At 62.0% G+C, this 14,982-nt stretch carries 12 protein-coding genes; 3 read left to right on the top strand and 9 right to left on the bottom strand.

All coding sequences use genetic code 11. The features are described 5' to 3' along the window. Positions 1 to 9: 9 nt before the first annotated feature. A complete protein-coding gene (locus MHH62_RS05685; RefSeq protein ID WP_032903500.1) occupies positions 10 to 1,182 on the bottom strand; it encodes an MFS transporter in 1,173 nt (390 codons plus the stop codon). Positions 1,183 to 1,291: 109 nt separating this feature from the next. Between MHH62_RS05685 and MHH62_RS05680 the strand changes: the two genes are divergently transcribed. Next, the gene (locus MHH62_RS05680; protein WP_339232639.1) at positions 1,292 to 3,457 is read left to right on the top strand and encodes a TonB-dependent siderophore receptor; all 2,166 of its coding nucleotides are present in this window, start codon (positions 1,292 to 1,294) and stop codon (positions 3,455 to 3,457) included. Positions 3,458 to 3,466: 9 nt separating this feature from the next. On the opposite strand, the gene MHH62_RS05675 is transcribed toward MHH62_RS05680, so the two are convergent. Continuing rightward, positions 3,467 to 4,396, bottom strand: coding sequence for a LysR family transcriptional regulator (locus tag MHH62_RS05675; RefSeq protein ID WP_339232638.1), 930 nt, complete (start codon positions 4,394 to 4,396; stop codon positions 3,467 to 3,469). A gap of 108 nt (positions 4,397 to 4,504) precedes the next feature. Between MHH62_RS05675 and MHH62_RS05670 the strand changes: the two genes are divergently transcribed. Both MHH62_RS05670 and MHH62_RS05665 read left to right on the top strand, forming a co-directional pair. Beyond that, complete coding sequence (locus MHH62_RS05670; RefSeq protein WP_060767473.1) at positions 4,505 to 6,004, top strand: CoA-acylating methylmalonate-semialdehyde dehydrogenase; 1,500 nt, start codon at positions 4,505 to 4,507, stop codon at positions 6,002 to 6,004. Positions 6,005 to 6,178: 174 nt separating this feature from the next. Then, positions 6,179 to 6,955, top strand: coding sequence for an ABC transporter substrate-binding protein (locus MHH62_RS05665; RefSeq protein ID WP_014718054.1), 777 nt, complete (start codon positions 6,179 to 6,181; stop codon positions 6,953 to 6,955). A 155-nt stretch (positions 6,956 to 7,110) separates the two neighbouring features. Here MHH62_RS05665 and MHH62_RS05660 read toward each other — a convergent pair whose 3' ends face one another. The 7 genes from MHH62_RS05660 to xylF all read right to left on the bottom strand — a co-directional run bounded on the left by MHH62_RS05660 (position 7,111) and on the right by xylF (position 14,968). Then, complete coding sequence (locus MHH62_RS05660) at positions 7,111 to 7,737, bottom strand: PAS domain-containing protein (protein ID WP_003190517.1); 627 nt, start codon at positions 7,735 to 7,737, stop codon at positions 7,111 to 7,113. Beyond that, complete coding sequence (locus MHH62_RS05655) at positions 7,737 to 8,870, bottom strand: FAD-binding oxidoreductase (RefSeq protein ID WP_339232635.1); 1,134 nt, start codon at positions 8,868 to 8,870, stop codon at positions 7,737 to 7,739. Before MHH62_RS05655 ends, MHH62_RS05660 begins: the two co-directional genes overlap by 1 nt. A 117-nt stretch (positions 8,871 to 8,987) precedes the next feature. Continuing rightward, complete coding sequence (locus MHH62_RS05650; protein ID WP_032903504.1) at positions 8,988 to 9,929, bottom strand: ornithine cyclodeaminase family protein; 942 nt, start codon at positions 9,927 to 9,929, stop codon at positions 8,988 to 8,990. Positions 9,930 to 10,134: 205 nt separating this feature from the next. After that, the gene (locus MHH62_RS05645; protein ID WP_003190524.1) at positions 10,135 to 10,443 is read right to left on the bottom strand and encodes a hypothetical protein; all 309 of its coding nucleotides are present in this window, start codon (positions 10,441 to 10,443) and stop codon (positions 10,135 to 10,137) included. Between the two features lie 836 nt (positions 10,444 to 11,279). Beyond that, positions 11,280 to 12,416: a sugar ABC transporter permease gene (locus tag MHH62_RS05640; protein ID WP_014718057.1), complete on the bottom strand. Its 1,137-nt coding sequence runs from the start codon at positions 12,414 to 12,416 to the stop codon at positions 11,280 to 11,282. Beyond that, on the bottom strand, positions 12,417 to 13,970 hold the full coding sequence (gene xylG, locus MHH62_RS05635; protein ID WP_032903505.1) for a D-xylose ABC transporter ATP-binding protein: 1,554 nt from the start codon (positions 13,968 to 13,970) through the stop codon (positions 12,417 to 12,419). After that, positions 13,967 to 14,968, bottom strand: a complete 1,002-nt coding sequence (xylF, locus tag MHH62_RS05630) for a D-xylose ABC transporter substrate-binding protein (protein ID WP_032903506.1) — start codon at positions 14,966 to 14,968, stop codon at positions 13,967 to 13,969. Before xylF ends, xylG begins: the two co-directional genes overlap by 4 nt. Positions 14,969 to 14,982 lie beyond the last annotated feature (14 nt).

Here is a 14,982-nt window from a genome sequence, read left to right as displayed (position 1 = left end):
TTCCCAATGCTAAGTGCAAACCCATCGGTTGCGCAACGCGAGAATCGCAATCAGCGCCATGGCATAGGCCACACACACAAACAGGTAGGTGTACGCCAAGCCATAGACCTGGCTGAGCAAGCCGCCGGCGCAGATACCCACGATCGAGGCAAATTGCGCCGTGCCCTGGGCGATCCCCAGCACATGGCCTTGCTGCGTGCTGTCGGCGGTCCTTGAAACCAGCGCCATCAGTACCGGCGTGGTCGCGCCCAGCAATACGCCCCAGACAAAATAGGCGAGCACAAACACCAGCGGGTTGCGGGTGAGGCCGGCGAGGGCTGTCAGCGCGATGCAGCCGGCCACCACCCAGGTGAGGCGGCGCAAGCTGTCTGCCTGGCTGCGACCTTCGAACTGGCGCGCCCAGGCGGTGGCCGACAGGATAAAACCCAGGGCCAGCAAGCCGTAGCACAGGCCGACCAGGGCATTGCTGACGGCGAACGTCGTACTCACATACAGCGCGAACGAGGTCTGCGGCAGCATCCGCGCCAGCAGCAGAATGCCCATCACCGTCAACAGCGGCAGCAGGGCCGAGGCCTGCCAGGTGCCGCCCGTTGAGGGGGCTGTGGTTTTCTTCACCGGTGGCACGTTCGGCAAGGTCAGCGCTGCAATCACCGTGCACACCGCACAGAGCGCCGCGGCGCTGAGGTTGATCCAGAAGAACGTCGCATGGTCGAGGATCAAGCCGCCGACCACGGCGCCGAGCAGCGAGCCGACGTTGGTGGAAATCTGCAGCAGTGCGAACAGCCGTGCACGCCGTGACGGCACCTCGATACTCACGCCATACGCCTGGGCCGGGGCGATGTAGCCGGCACAGGCGCCTTGCAGAAAACGCAGCACCAGAATAGTCCAGAGGTCGCTGAACAAGGCCAGCCCCAGTTGCGTCAGGGTCAGGCCCGCCAGTGCGCGAATCATCATCAGCTTGTGGCCGTAGCGATCGCCGATGCGGCCCCAGAACGCGCTGGTCAACAGAATGCCGAGCATCGGCCCCACGTACACGGCGACGCTGGCGAAGCTGAACAGCGTGTCGGAGTCGGTCAGTTGGCGTAAATGCACCGGCCAGAACGGCCCGCTCATTTCCATGGCGCCCATGGACACAAGCTGGATCGTGAACAGCAGGGCAATCAGGACGCGGGTGGGTGGCATGGAGCAGTCTCGCTATACAAAAAAAGTCGCGGCTGGGGTGATACTTTTTCACGCGTCGACTGGCATCAAGCGTAATTCTCACTTCACTTGATCAAAGGGCCCTGACGTCATGCCTGTTGCCAGCCGGTTAACCCTCGCTATTCGTACCGCCCTGTTGCTGGCTGCTGCCAGTGGCAACGCCTGGGCCGCCACCGCCGAGTCAACCGACGACAGCGCGCAGAGCCTGACCCTTGACGCGACGAACGTCAACGCCCGCTATCTGGGCCCCACCGACCTGCCCGAGGTGCTCGCTGGCGGCCAGGTGGCCCGTGGCGCGCGCCTGGGCATGCTGGGCAACAAGGACGTGATGGACACGCCGTTCAGCGTGACCAGCTACACTGCCAAGACCCTCGCCGACCTGCAGACGGTGACCGTGGCCGATGCCCTGGAGCGCGACCCCTCGGTGCGTTCTACCGGGCAGACTGGCGGTATTGTCGACTCGTTTTTCGTGCGGGGTTTTGCGATTGGCGAGGGCAACCTGGGCGAGTTGGCCTATGACGGCGTGTATGGCGTGGCCCCCAACTACCGCGCATTCACCGAGTACGCCGAGCGCGTCGAAGTGCTCAAGGGGCCGGGGGCGCTGATGTACGGCATCTCGCCCAACAGCGGCGTGGGCGGTGTGATCAATATCGTGCCCAAGCGCCCGCTGGACCAGGACCTGACGCGCTTTACCGGCAGTTATGCCTCCGACACCCAAGTCGGCGGTCACCTGGATATCAGCCGCCGTTTCGGTGAGGAAAACCAGTTTGGTGTGCGCTTCAACGGCAGCCTGCAAGGGGGCGACACCGCCGTGGACGATCAGCATCGCGACGTGGGGGTGGGCGCCATTGCCCTGGATTATCGCGGCGAGCGCCTGCGCCTGAACCTGGACTACATCAGCCAGAAAGAAAGTTTTGAAGGCGCCTCGCGCCCGTTCACCCTGGCGCCGGGCGTGCAGGTGCCTTCGGCCCCGAATGGCCGCACCAGCCTGCCGCAGAAGTGGGGCTGGTCGGACACCAAGGAGCAATCGGCCTTGCTCGGCGGTGAATATGACCTCAGCGATTCGCTCACCGTGTTCGCCCATGCCGGCGGCGGGCGGTCGGATGTCAAGCGCCTGTCGGACCAGGTGCCGCGCATCCTCAATGATGCTGGCGACACCAGTAATATTCCGGGTTACTACAAGTTCAACGTCGACCGTTCCACCGCCGATGTGGGCCTGCGTGCGCAGTTCGCCACCGGCCCGATCACCCACACCACCACGCTGATGGCGACCCGTTACCAGGATGAGCTGTCTCGCGGCATCAACAACGGCACCGAAATCCGCTCCAACATCTACCACCCGGTGGACACGCCCAAGCAAAACCTGCGGGCGCCGAAAGTGCTGCGCATCTCCGAATCGGAGCTGTCCGGCGTGGCGCTCACCGACACCCTGGGCTTTCTCGATGAGCGCATCCAGTTGACCCTGGGCGTGCGGCGCCAAGACATCGAGTCGCGTAACTACAACGCCGCAGGCGCGGTGAGTTCGCGCTACAAGGACGCTGCGACCACGCCTTTGGTGGGCGTGGTGGTCAAGCCCTGGGATGACGTGTCGCTCTACTACAACTATGTCGAGGGGTTGAGCAAAGGCGATATCGCGCCGGGTACGGCCAGCAATGCCGGTGAAACCTTCGCGCCTTATGAATCCAAGCAGCACGAACTGGGCGTGAAGTATGAACACGGCACCCTCATGACCACCCTGGCGTTATTCCAGATCGAGAAGCCCAGCGGCGAATTGGGCGCCAACGGTGTGTACTCCGCGCAGGCCGAGCAGCGCAACCGTGGTGTCGAGCTGAGCGTATACGGCGAAGTGGCGCCTGGCACGCGCTTGATGGGCGGCGTGACCTTCCTCGATGGCGAGCTGACCCAGTCGGCGAGCGCCGCCAACCGAGGCAACAAACCGGTCGGCGTGCCCGATATCCAGGCCAACCTGTGGGCCGAGTACGACACCCCGTGGCTGGAAGGTTTTACCCTCACCGGCGGGGCGATCTACACCGACAGCCAATATGTCAACCAGGCCAACACCCAGGAGCTGGATGCCTGGACGCGCATTGATGCCGGCGTCCGCTACGCGACCAAGATCGAAGGGCGGCCCACCACCTTGCGCGCCACCGTGCAGAACGTATTTGACCGCGAGTACTGGTCGGGCGTCGCGTCTTACGGCGCCTTCTCGCCGGGGTATCCACGTACTTTGCAGCTGTCGGCGACGGTGGACTTTTAACCCTGCCGCCTAGCGGAACCCGCCCGAGAGTTTGTCCTTCAGGTAGTTGACCAACGCACTCACCGACTTGGGTACATGGGGCGAGTAGGGCCGAATCAGGTAGATCTCATCGGCAAACGCGCCCTTGAGGGTCCAGTCCTTGAGCACCTGCACCAACTGACCAGCGGCCAGCGCCGCCTGGGCGCTGAAGTCCGGGAGCAGGGCGATGCCCAGGTGGTTGAGTGCGGCGTCGCGCAAGGCTTCGCTGTTATTAGTGGCGAAGCTGCCGGCGATAGGCACGGTGAGGCGCTCGAGGGGCTGGCTGCCGCGTTCAAAGGTCCAGGCGGGCTGGTCGGTGCCGCGTGGGTAAAACAGACAGTTGTGGGCCGACAGGTCGCCCGGCTCGAGGGGTTCACCGTGGTGTTGCAGGTAGTCATGGGTGGCGACCAGTACCGAGTTGGTGTCGCACAGCTTCCAGGCCACGTGGGTTTCGGGCACCTGGAAGCCGTGGCGCACCGCCAGGTCGTAACCCTCGGCGGCCAATGAGCTCAAGGCATCGGAGACGTCCAATTGGATACGCACCTGAGGGTACAGCTGCAAAAAGCCGGACAGGTGCGGCACCAGTTGTTGCCGGGCGAACGCCACGGGGGCGGTCAGGCGCAGCAGCCCGCGTATTTCCCCGACCGAGTCGCGCACCGAGGAAAAACTGCGGGCGATCTGCGCGTAGGCGCTGCGTACTTCGCGGGTCAACGACAGCCCCGCATCGGTCAGCCGCACGCTGCGGGTGGTGCGCGTCACCAGCCGCGTGCCGGTGGCCTTTTCCAAGTCGGAAATGCGCTGGCTCACCGCCGATTTACTCACCCCCAGGCGCGCGGCGGCAGCGGTGTAGGTGCCTTGTTCCTCCAGCACTGACAGCCAGTGAATGTGGGTCCACAACCCTTCGATCTCAGCCTTTTCCATGGGTGTATTGTTCGCATGTAAGGACAATAAGTTCTGGATTCTGCTCTGGTTCGGAACAAAGCGAAAGCCTATCGTGTGGACCAACGCCACCCATCTGGATCGACTGCCATGACTGCAACCATCGAGCACTACATCAACGACCAGCGCGTCAGCCGCGATGACCGTTATCAGGACGTCTACAACCCGGCCACCGGTGAAGTCACCGCCCGTGTGGCCCTGGCCAGCCGCCAGACCGTGGCCGAAGCCGTCGCCGCCGCCCAGGCTGCGTTTGCCGGCTGGGCCGACACCCCGCCGATCCGTCGCGCCCGCGTGTTGTTCCAATACCTGCACCTGCTGCGCGAACGCAAGGACGACCTGGCGCGCATCATCGTCGCCGAGCACGGCAAGGTATTCACCGATGCCCAGGGCGAAGTCGACCGTGGCATCGACATTCTCGAATTTGCCTGCGGCATTCCCAACCTGCTCAAGGGCGAACACTCCGACCAGGTCTCCCGTGGCATGGACAACTGGACGATGCGCCAGCCGCTGGGCGTGGTCGCCGGCGTGACGCCGTTCAACTTCCCGGTGATGGTACCGATGTGGATGTACCCCATCGCTATTGCGGCGGGTAACACCTTTATCCTCAAGCCCAGCCCGACTGACCCGAGCGCGTCGCTGTTCATGGCCGAGTTGCTGCATGAAGCCGGCCTGCCCAAAGGCGTGTTCAATGTGGTGCAGGGTGATAAAGAATCGGTGGACGCGCTGATCGAACACCCGGACGTCAAGGCCGTGAGCTTCGTCGGCTCCACGCCGATTGCCCAATACATCTACGAGAGCGGCGCCCGCAATGGCAAGCGCGTGCAAGGCCTGGGCGGGGCGAAAAACCATATGGTGGTGATGCCCGACGCCGATATCGAACGCACCGTGGATGCGCTGATGGGCGCCGCCTACGGCAGTGCCGGCGAGCGCTGCATGGCGATCTCGGTGGCGGTGCTGGTGGGTGATGTGGGCGACAAGGTGATCGCCGCTTTGACCGAACGCGCCAAGTTGCTGCGCATCACCGATGGCCGCGATCTCAAAGCCGAGATGGGCCCGATCGTGTCGCGGGCCGCGCTGGAACGCATCAGTGGCTACATTGAGCAGGGTGTACACGCCGGCGCGCAGTTGCTGCTCGATGGCCGTGACTACGTGCCCACCGAACCCGGCCTGGAAAACGGCTTCTGGCTCGGCGCGACCTTGTTCGACCACGTGACCCAGGACATGAGCATCTACCGCGAAGAAATCTTCGGCCCGGTGTTGGCCTGTGTGCGCGTCAACGACTTTGCCGAAGCGGTGAAGCTGGTCAACGACCACGAGTTTGGCAACGGCGTCAGTTGCTTCACTCGCGATGGCAACATTGCTCGTGAGTTTGCGCGGCGTATCGAGGTGGGCATGGTCGGTATCAACGTGCCGATCCCGGTGCCCATGGCCTGGCACGGGTTTGGTGGCTGGAAGAAGAGCCTGTTCGGTGACATGCATGCCTACGGCACCGAGGGCGTGCGCTTCTACACCAAGCAGAAGTCGATCATGCAGCGCTGGTCGGAGAGCATCGAGCAGGGCGCGGAGTTTGCAATGCCGGTGTCCAAGTAAGGTTTAAGCTGTGCTGCTGGATCTGATGTGGGAAGGCTCAAGCCCTCCCACATTTTTTTTGCCTGTTGACGGTGAAACACATAAAAGTCCAGTATGGAATTATAAGTACAAAATAGCTGCTGCACGTTTTTCTTCACTCTTGCCAAACCAACAACAACTTGCGAGAACCCCTCCATGAAGAAACGCCATCTCCTTCCCGCCCTGGCCCTGAGCCTGTTTGCTTCCAGCCACCTGCTGGCCGCCGAGAAAACCTTGCGTATCGGTATTGAGGCGGCTTACCCCCCGTTCGCCTCCAAGACCGGCGACGGCAAGATCGTCGGTTTCGACTACGACATCGGCAACGCCCTGTGCGCGCAAATGAAGGTCAAGTGCGTGTGGATCGAAGGGGAGTTCGACGGGCTGATTCCGTCCCTCAAGGTCAAGAAGATCGACATGGCGTTGTCGTCCATGACCATCAACGAAGACCGCAAGAAGTCGGTGGATTTCACCCACAAGTACTACTTCACCTCGTCGCGCCTGGTGATGAAGGACGGCGCCGTGGTGGATGACCAGTACGCCAGCCTCAAGGGCAAGAACGTCGGTGTACAGCGCGCCACCACCACCGACCGCTATGCCACCGAGGTGTTCGAACCCAAGGGCATCAACGTCAAGCGCTACAGCAATAACGAAGAAATCTACATGGACCTGGCAGCGGGACGCCTGGATGCGATCTTTGCCGACACCATCCCCCTGAGCGACTTCCTGTCGATGCCGCGCGGGCAGGGTTATGCCTTTGTCGGCCCGGAGCTCAAGGACCCGAAATACGTGGGTGAGGGGGCCGGCATTGCAGTACGCAAGGGCAATGGCGAGTTGGTCAGCGAATTGAATGCGGCGATCGACGGCATTCGCGCCAGTGGCGAATACCAGAAGATTTCACAGCAGTACTTCAAGGCCGATATCTACGGCGACTGATGCAAAGACGCGGTCAATGTGGGAGCTGTCGAGCTTTAGCGAGGCTGCGAAAGCGGTGGGTCAGGTGATGCAAATGTTGACCTTGCCGGCCCCTTCGCAGCCTCGCCGGGGCTCGACAGCTCCCACAGGGAATCGGCGCCGTGGTCAGAAAGGGCTCAACCCTTGAGTTCCTTCAAGTGCTTGTAGACCGTCGCTCGCCCCATGCCCAGCACATTGGCCACATAGTTGGAGGCGCTCTTGCCCTTGAATGCGCCTTCGGCATGCAGCGCCAGCACCAGTTCGCGTTTGTGGTCGCGGGTCAACAGGTTCAGGCTCAACTGACGCTCGCGCAGCCAGGCATGCAGGAAGGTGTTGATGCGTTCCTGCCAGTCATCACGGAACAGCGCGTCCGGCTGTGCGATCAGCTTGCTTGGCGACAGGAATAAATCCAGCGCCGCCTTGGCTGTTTCGAACATTGAAATATTCAGGTTGATGCACAACACAGCCAGCCTGCGCCCTTTGTGGTCGTGCAGCACGGTGCTCAGGCTGCGGATTTTCTGGCCATCCCAGTTGAGCTTTTCGTAAGGGCCGATATTCACCTCGCTGACGTCACCGTCGAGCATGTCCTCCAGGGACGAGTCGTCACCCAGGCTGCGTTTGGACAGATTATTGGCGATGTAATCCACGGTTTGCGTGCGCAGGTCATGCAGCACCACTTCTGCATGGGGAAAGAACAACGTGGCGATTGCATCGGCAATCGCGCGGAAGTTCTGCATGACCTTGTCTTGTTCGGCGGTGTTCATCAATGGGGCTCCAGGCGGACCGGGGAGAGCATACCAGCGTCCAGGCCGAACCGGGTCAGTGCCTCCGGCAGCGGTTCGCCGCGCACCAGGGCGGCGCTTGCCTGGCCCATGGCGGGTGAGGTCTGGATACCATAGCCGCCTTGCGCTGCCACCCAGAACAGCCCCGATACTTGCGGGTCAAAGCCTGACAGCAAATCACCGTCCTGCACAAAACTGCGCAGCCCGGCCCAGGTGCGCGTGGGGCGGCGGATGGTCAGGGTGGTGGCTTCCTCGATCTGGTAAATGCCCATGGCAATATCCAGCTCTTCGGGTTGCACATCCTGGGGTTCTACCGGGTCGGCGTTGGCCGGCGAGCCGAGGAACATGCCGGCATCCGGTTTCATGTAGAACGCTTCGTCGAGGGCCACCAGCATCGGCCAGTCGTGGCTGTCCATGCCCTCGGGACCAGCAAAGACAAAGGCCGAGCGGCGCTTGGGCTGCAAGCCGATGGACGCTGCGCCCGCCAGCCCGCCGATATGGTCGGCCCAGGCACCGGCGGCGTTGATGATGACCGGCGCGCTGAAGATTGCAGCCTGGGTGCGCACCTGCCACAAGCCATCGGCGTCGCGGCTCAAGCCCAGCACATGGCTGTCGGTGCGCACTTCGCCCTGGTTGCGGCGGATACCGCGCAGGTAGCCTTGATGCAGGGCGTCGGTGTCGATGTCACAGGCGGTAGGGTCGTAGATTGCCCCATGGACTTTTTCACGGCGCAGGATCGGCAAGCGTGCACAGGCTTCATCGACCGTCAGGCGCTGCACCTGCGCCACGGTGGCCTTGGCGCTCAGGTACTGGCTGTCGAGTTCGGCCGGGTCACCGTTGAAATCCACGGTCATTTCGCCCCGGGGCGTCAGCAGTGGGTGTTCGCAAAAGCCTGCGGGTGGCTGGTCGAAGAAGGCCCGGCTGGCCAAGGTCAGCGCCCGCACTTGCGGGGTGCCATACGCGGCGGTGTAGAGCGCCGCCGAACGCCCGGTGGAGTGATAGGCCGGGTGATTTTCACGCTCCAGCACCAGAACCTTGCCGTGCTGCGACAACCAGAACCCGGTGGACGCGCCGGCGATGCCGCCGCCGATAATGATGAAGTCTGCCTGGCTCATGAAGATCTCCTGAAATAAGCATTGTAGGAGCGAGCTTGCTCGCGAAAAACGTTAACGATAACGCGCCCATCCTGTGTAAACGCAGTAGCTGTGAGGTCTTCGCGAGCAAGCTCGCTCCTACAGTCGGTACAGGGCATTGGCCAGGGCGATGTCTTCCAGGCCCAGGCCAATGGAGCGGAAAAACACGTGACGATCGTAGTCCGGGCGCTGGGCCATGTCGCTGAACAACTCGGGCAGGTCGCCGACAATTGTGCGTTTGTCCCAGCCGTGCTGTTCGCTGGCGATCAGCATCTCACCGGCCGAATCCGGGGTGGTCTGGCGGTAGTCGCAGAACACGTGCATCTGGTTGAGGCAGTGCGGCGGCACTTCATGGGCGCGTGGCGCGTTGGTGCTGATGGAGGTGATCAACGCGGGTTTGCTCAAGCGTGACGGGTCGATGACCGGGCCAGCGGACGAGGTGCACAGCAGGATCACATCCGCGTCTTCAAGGGCGGCCTCGCAGGTGGCGGCGAGGGTCAGGCGCGGGTCCAGGCAGGCCAACTGCGCGCGTGTTTCGGCGCTGGCGCTGTCCAGGCTCGGTGAGTACAGGCAGATTTGCTGCCAGTCGCGTAGGTTCTGCACATAACGCAGGTGCGCTTGGGCGACCTTGCCGCTGCCGATAATCGCCAAACGTTGCGCCGCCGCCGGAGCCAGCGCATCCACCGCCAAGGCCGTGGTGGCGGCGGTGCGTGCGGTGGTCAATTCAGCGGCATCGCACAACAGCAACGGCTGGCCGCTGTGCATCGACATCAACAGGGTCCAGGCCGTCACCAACGGGCCTTGCTCACGCACGATGTAGGGCGAAGTCTTGACCCCGTACACCCCGTCTTCGGCCAATACGCCCAAGTAGTTGATGAAATCCCCGGCACCCTGGGGAAACTCCACCAATTGTTGCGCCGGCTGCACCGCGTGCCCGGCGGCGAGGTCGCGGAACAGCTTGCGCAGGATCAACGGCACGTCGACTTGAGCCAGCAAGGTACGGGCCTGGGCTTGGTCGATAACGAGGGGCGTCGTGGACATGGGGTTCTCCGTATAAACTAATTTGTCCATTATGGACATTTAGTTTTTATCCGCAATAACCCGAGGGAAAAATGAGATCAATGTGGGAGCCATGAAGATCAGATGTGGGAGCTGGCTTGCCTGCGATGGCGTTAGTACAGCAGCAAATGCAATGACTGACACACCGCCTTCGCAGGCAAGCCCGCTCCCACAGTTTTAACCGCGTTTAGGCAGTGGCCTTGGTGCCGGTCAGGCACTCGATGGAGCGATCTACGGTGGTTTTTGCAATTTCCAGCAAATGCCACACCGCCAGGATCTTCGCCCGCTCAGGGCTTTGCAGCAGCTCGCCGCAATCCAGCGCCGTGGCAGAGGCACTGTCGAGCAGGCTGGCGGTGTAGAGCAGGGCGTCCTCGAAACTCAGGTCTTCGTTGACACAGTGGAAGCCTTGGGTAGGCAGGTAATGGTCGATGGCGCGGTTGAAGGCGGCGCGGTCTTTTGCGGGATCGATGGGTGGGTCTGGTAGTACTTTATTCATGGTATAGCTCCGGAATGTTCATGGAGCCGACACGCTTCGCGACTAAACGTAGGGTGGCGGCTGTACGCAGGTTAGTCGACCGGTCCAGAGCATCCGGCGCACCCGAGGGCGCCCCGCGCACAGCCACCATAAAAACGTTATGGGACCAAACGCTTGCTCGAATCCGGGCGACTAAACCCGATCACTGATTTGGCAGTGACGGACCGCAGACTAGCCACCGATTCCAGCAGGCACAAGGCGGCAAGGATTGTCTAGGAAACGTCCTGCAATTTAAAGGGACACGCCTTGCTGGCCCTTTACAAACCATGACCAAATGCCACTAACCCACGCTGCAATACGATCAATGTGGCTTGCCTGCAATCGCCGCTAACCACGATGCGAAGCGAGCCGCTCTTGATCTTGATCTGCTTTTGATCTTAAGCGCCCCGTCAACCACGCTGGCCGGAATTCGACAGTGATTTGGGGGGTAAACCGGCAGGGATGCCGGTTTAGCCGCCCCGCGCCATGGATGGCGCGTGGCGGCGCCCCCCAAATCACTGGCGGATTACGGGCACACCGAGCCTAGGCGAGGTGCCGAGTGGTGGGGCAAGAGCCTTTTGCTTACTTTTGGGCTCTTTTCAAAAGTGAGCCGCTGTCAGAGCGGAACCCTAGGTGGCCGTTACCGCAGGAATGGATATGCACACAATTCAACTGTGTTGACTGCCAGGCCGCCTTCGCAGGCAAGCCAGCTCCCACAGTTTGACCGTGGGGTGTCAGGTAGATGGAGATCAGCTGTCAGGCCGTTATTGCAGGCAAGCCAGCTCCCACAGGTAATCGATGATGTTCTGGCGGACGAGTTACCGCCTGCCCGAGCGCGTGCTCACATCCACCCACACCGCCAGCACCAAAATGCTGCCCTTGACGATCATCTGCCAGTAGCTGTCCACATCCAGCATCGACATGCCGTTGTCCAAACTGGTAATCACCAATGCCCCAAGCAACGCGCCATACACCGTGCCCGAACCACCGCGCATCGAGGTGCCACCAATAAAGCACGCGGCGATGGCGTCGAGTTCGCCCATGTTACCGGCCGACGGTGAGCCCGCCGCGAGGCGCGCGGTGTTGACCAGGCCAGCGAGGGCGCACATCACGCCCATAATGCCGAAGATCCACAGTTTTACCGCTTGCACATTGATGCCCGACAGCCGCGTGGCCTCCATATTGCTGCCCACCGCATACACCCGGCGGCCGAACACGGTCTGGTGCGTGACATAGCTGAACACCCCCAGCAGCGCCAGCAACAGCAGCACCGGCACGGGGATGCCGTCGTAGCGGTTGAGGGTGGTGACAAAGCCTGCGAGCACCGCGCCAATCAGCACCACGCGCAGTGCATCGCGCAGCCGTGAATGCGCGGCCAACCCATGCAGCGCACGGTTGCGCCGTTGTTTCCAGGTGAGGAACAGTGTCAGGGCAAACAACAATACGCCAAGCCCGATGCCGACGTTGTGGGGCAAATACCCCTGGCCCACATACACCAGCGACGGCGACACCGGCGCAATGGTGGTGCCGCCGGTAATCCCCAGCAGTATCCCGCGAAACGCCAACATCCCGCCTAGGCCGACGATGAACGAGGGGATGCGCAGGTAAGCGGTCATGTAGCCGTTGGCCAAGCCGATCATCAAGCCGCACAGCGCCACCAGGCTCAGGTTGGCCAATAGCGGCACGTGATAGACCACATCCAGAATCGCCGCCAGCCCGCCCAACAGCCCGAGCAACGAGCCCACCGACAAGTCGATCTCGCCGCTGATAATCACCAGCACCATGCCGCACGCTAATATTCCGGTGATCGACATCTGCCGCAGCAGGTTGGAGAGGTTGCGCGGGGTGAGAAAACCACCCTCGGTCTGCCAACTGAAAAACAACCAGATGAACGCCACGGCGATTACCAGCGCGAGCATCTTGTAGCGGGTAAAAAGATGTTTGACCTGATTCATCTACGCGGTCTTCCGATCATTAGGGTTATGGCTGAGCGCGGCGGCGAGCACCTGTTCCTGGGTGAGCCCTTCATTGATGAAATCTCCCCGCAACTGGCCGTCGCCAATCACCAGCACGCGGTTGGACACGCCGAGCACTTCGGCCAATTCCGAGGAGACCATGATGATCGACACGCCTTCGGCGGCCAGCGCACCCATCAGTTTGTAGATCTCGTACTTGGCGCCCACGTCCACCCCGCGTGTGGGTTCGTCGAGGATCAGCACCTTGGGCTGGGTCATCAGCATTTTCGCCAGCACGGCCTTTTGCTGGTTGCCGCCTGAGAGGCTGGTGATCGGCAGCGACGGGCTGGCGGTCTTGAGGTGCATGCGGCTGATTTGCTGGTCGATGCTGCCCAGTTCGGCTTCGGCGTTGATGCGGGTCAGGTGCGCGTAGGTGTCCAGCACCGCCAGGGTGATGTTCTGGCCCACGCCCAGGTCGGGGATGATGCCTTGGCGCTTGCGATCTTCGGGCACCATGCACAGCCCGGCGCGGATCGACTTGAGCGGCGTGCGCGTGTCGATCACCTGACCCTCCAGCCACACCTCGGCGCTGTAGCGCCCGGGGTAGGCGCCGAACAGCGCCGACACCAACTCCGTGCGCCCGGCCCCCACCAAGCCGGCGATGCCAAGGATTTCACCGCGCCTGAGCACGAAGGAGATGTCGTCGACGCGCTTTCGCTTGGGGTTGTCGACGTCGTAGCAGGTGACGTTACGCGCCTCGAAAATTACCTCGCCCACCTCATGGGGCTCGGTGGGGTAGAGGTTGCTCATTTCGCGGCCGACCATCTGCGTGATGATCCGGGGGATGTCCATGTCGGCCATGGCGGTGGTCGCGATGTGCTTGCCGTCGCGAATTACTGCAATGGTGTCGCACACCGCCGCCACTTCATCGAGCTTGTGCGAGATATACACACAGGCCACGCCCTTGGCCTTGAGGCCCCGGACAGTGTCCAGCAGCACCTCGATTTCGCCACGGGTCAGGGCCGAGGAGGGCTCGTCGAGGATCAACAGGCGCGCCTGTTTATTCAGCGCCTTGGCGATCTCCACCAATTGCTGGTAGCCGCCGCCATACTGCGACACCGGCAGCGCCACATTCATGTCCGGCACCTTGAGTTCACGCATCAACGCCTCGGCGCGGTGCAACATCGCCGGGTAGTTCATGCGCCCACCGGGCAGGGTCAGTTCGTGGCCCATGAAAATGTTCTCGGCCACCGACAGGTCGGGCACCAGGGTCAGTTCCTGATGAATGATGACAATCCCGGCGGCCTCGGTTTCGCGGATGGACTGGGCCTTGAGCGGCTGCCCATCCCAGAGGATTTCCCCCTCCCAGGTGCCGTGCGGGTACACCGCCGACAGCACCTTCATCAAGGTGGATTTACCCGCACCGTTTTCACCGCACAGGCCCACACACTCCCCAGGTTTGACCTTGATGTCGATGCCGTTAAGGGCGTTGACACCGCCAAAGCTTTTGACGATGCCGTTCATTTGTAGCAGGTAATCGGCGGCCACGGTCATTGCCCGGCGATCTGCTCTTTGGTGTAGAAACCGTCCTTTTCCAACAGGTCGATGTTGGCTTTGGTCAACGGCGTCGGCGTAAGCAGGATGGTGTCGACCTTCTTGCTGCCATTGTCGTATTGCGAGCTGTAGGTCGGTTGTTCGCTGCGTGCCAACTGCACCGAAAGTTTGGCCGCTTCGGTGGCGATCAGCTTGAGCGGTTTGTACACGGTCATGGTCTGGGTGCCATCGATCACGCGCTTGATCGCCGCGAGGTCAGCGTCCTGGCCGGAGATCGGTACCTTGCCCGCCAGTTTCTGCGCGGCCAGGGCCTGGATCGCACCGCCGGCGGTGGCGTCGTTGGAGGCGACGATGGCGTCGATCTTGTTGTCGTTACGGGTCAGGGCGTTTTCGACAATGCTCAAGGCCTCGGTGGGGTTCCATTCCTTGACCCATTGCTGGCCGACGATCTTGATATCGCCTTTGTCGATGGCCGGTTGCAGCACCTTCATCTGACCTTCGCGCAGCACCTTGGCGTTGTTGTCCGTCGGCGCGCCGCCCAGCAGGAAGTAATTGCCCTTGGGCGCCGCTTGCAACACGCCGCTGGCCTGCATCTCGCCGACTTTTTCGTTATCGAAAGAAATGTAGGCGTCGATGTCGGCATTGAGGATCAGGCGATCATAGGACACCACCTTGATCCCGGCCTTCTTGGCTTCGGCCACCGCGTTGGTCAGCACCGTGGCGTTGAACGGCACGATCACGATCACATCGACGCCCCGGGAGATGAGGTTTTCGATCTGGGCAATCTGCTTTTGCTCGTTGGCATCGGCAGACTGCACGAACACCTTGGCGTCGAGCTTTTCCGCGGCGGCGACAAAGTAATCACGGTCGCGGGACCAGCGCTCCAGGCGCAGGTCGTCGATGGAAAAACCGATTTTCGGGTGCGCAGGGTCGGCCATTACCGGCAGGGCGAACAGCGCCAGGGCTGCGGCGAGCAGGGCAGGTTTGAATGACTTCATGGTGGTGCGTCCTT

This window comes from Pseudomonas sp. FSL L8-0168, assembly GCF_037976155.1.
GTDB lineage: Bacteria > Pseudomonadota > Gammaproteobacteria > Pseudomonadales > Pseudomonadaceae > Aquipseudomonas > Aquipseudomonas paracarnis.
This window is presented reverse-complemented; position numbering and strand designations above follow the sequence as displayed.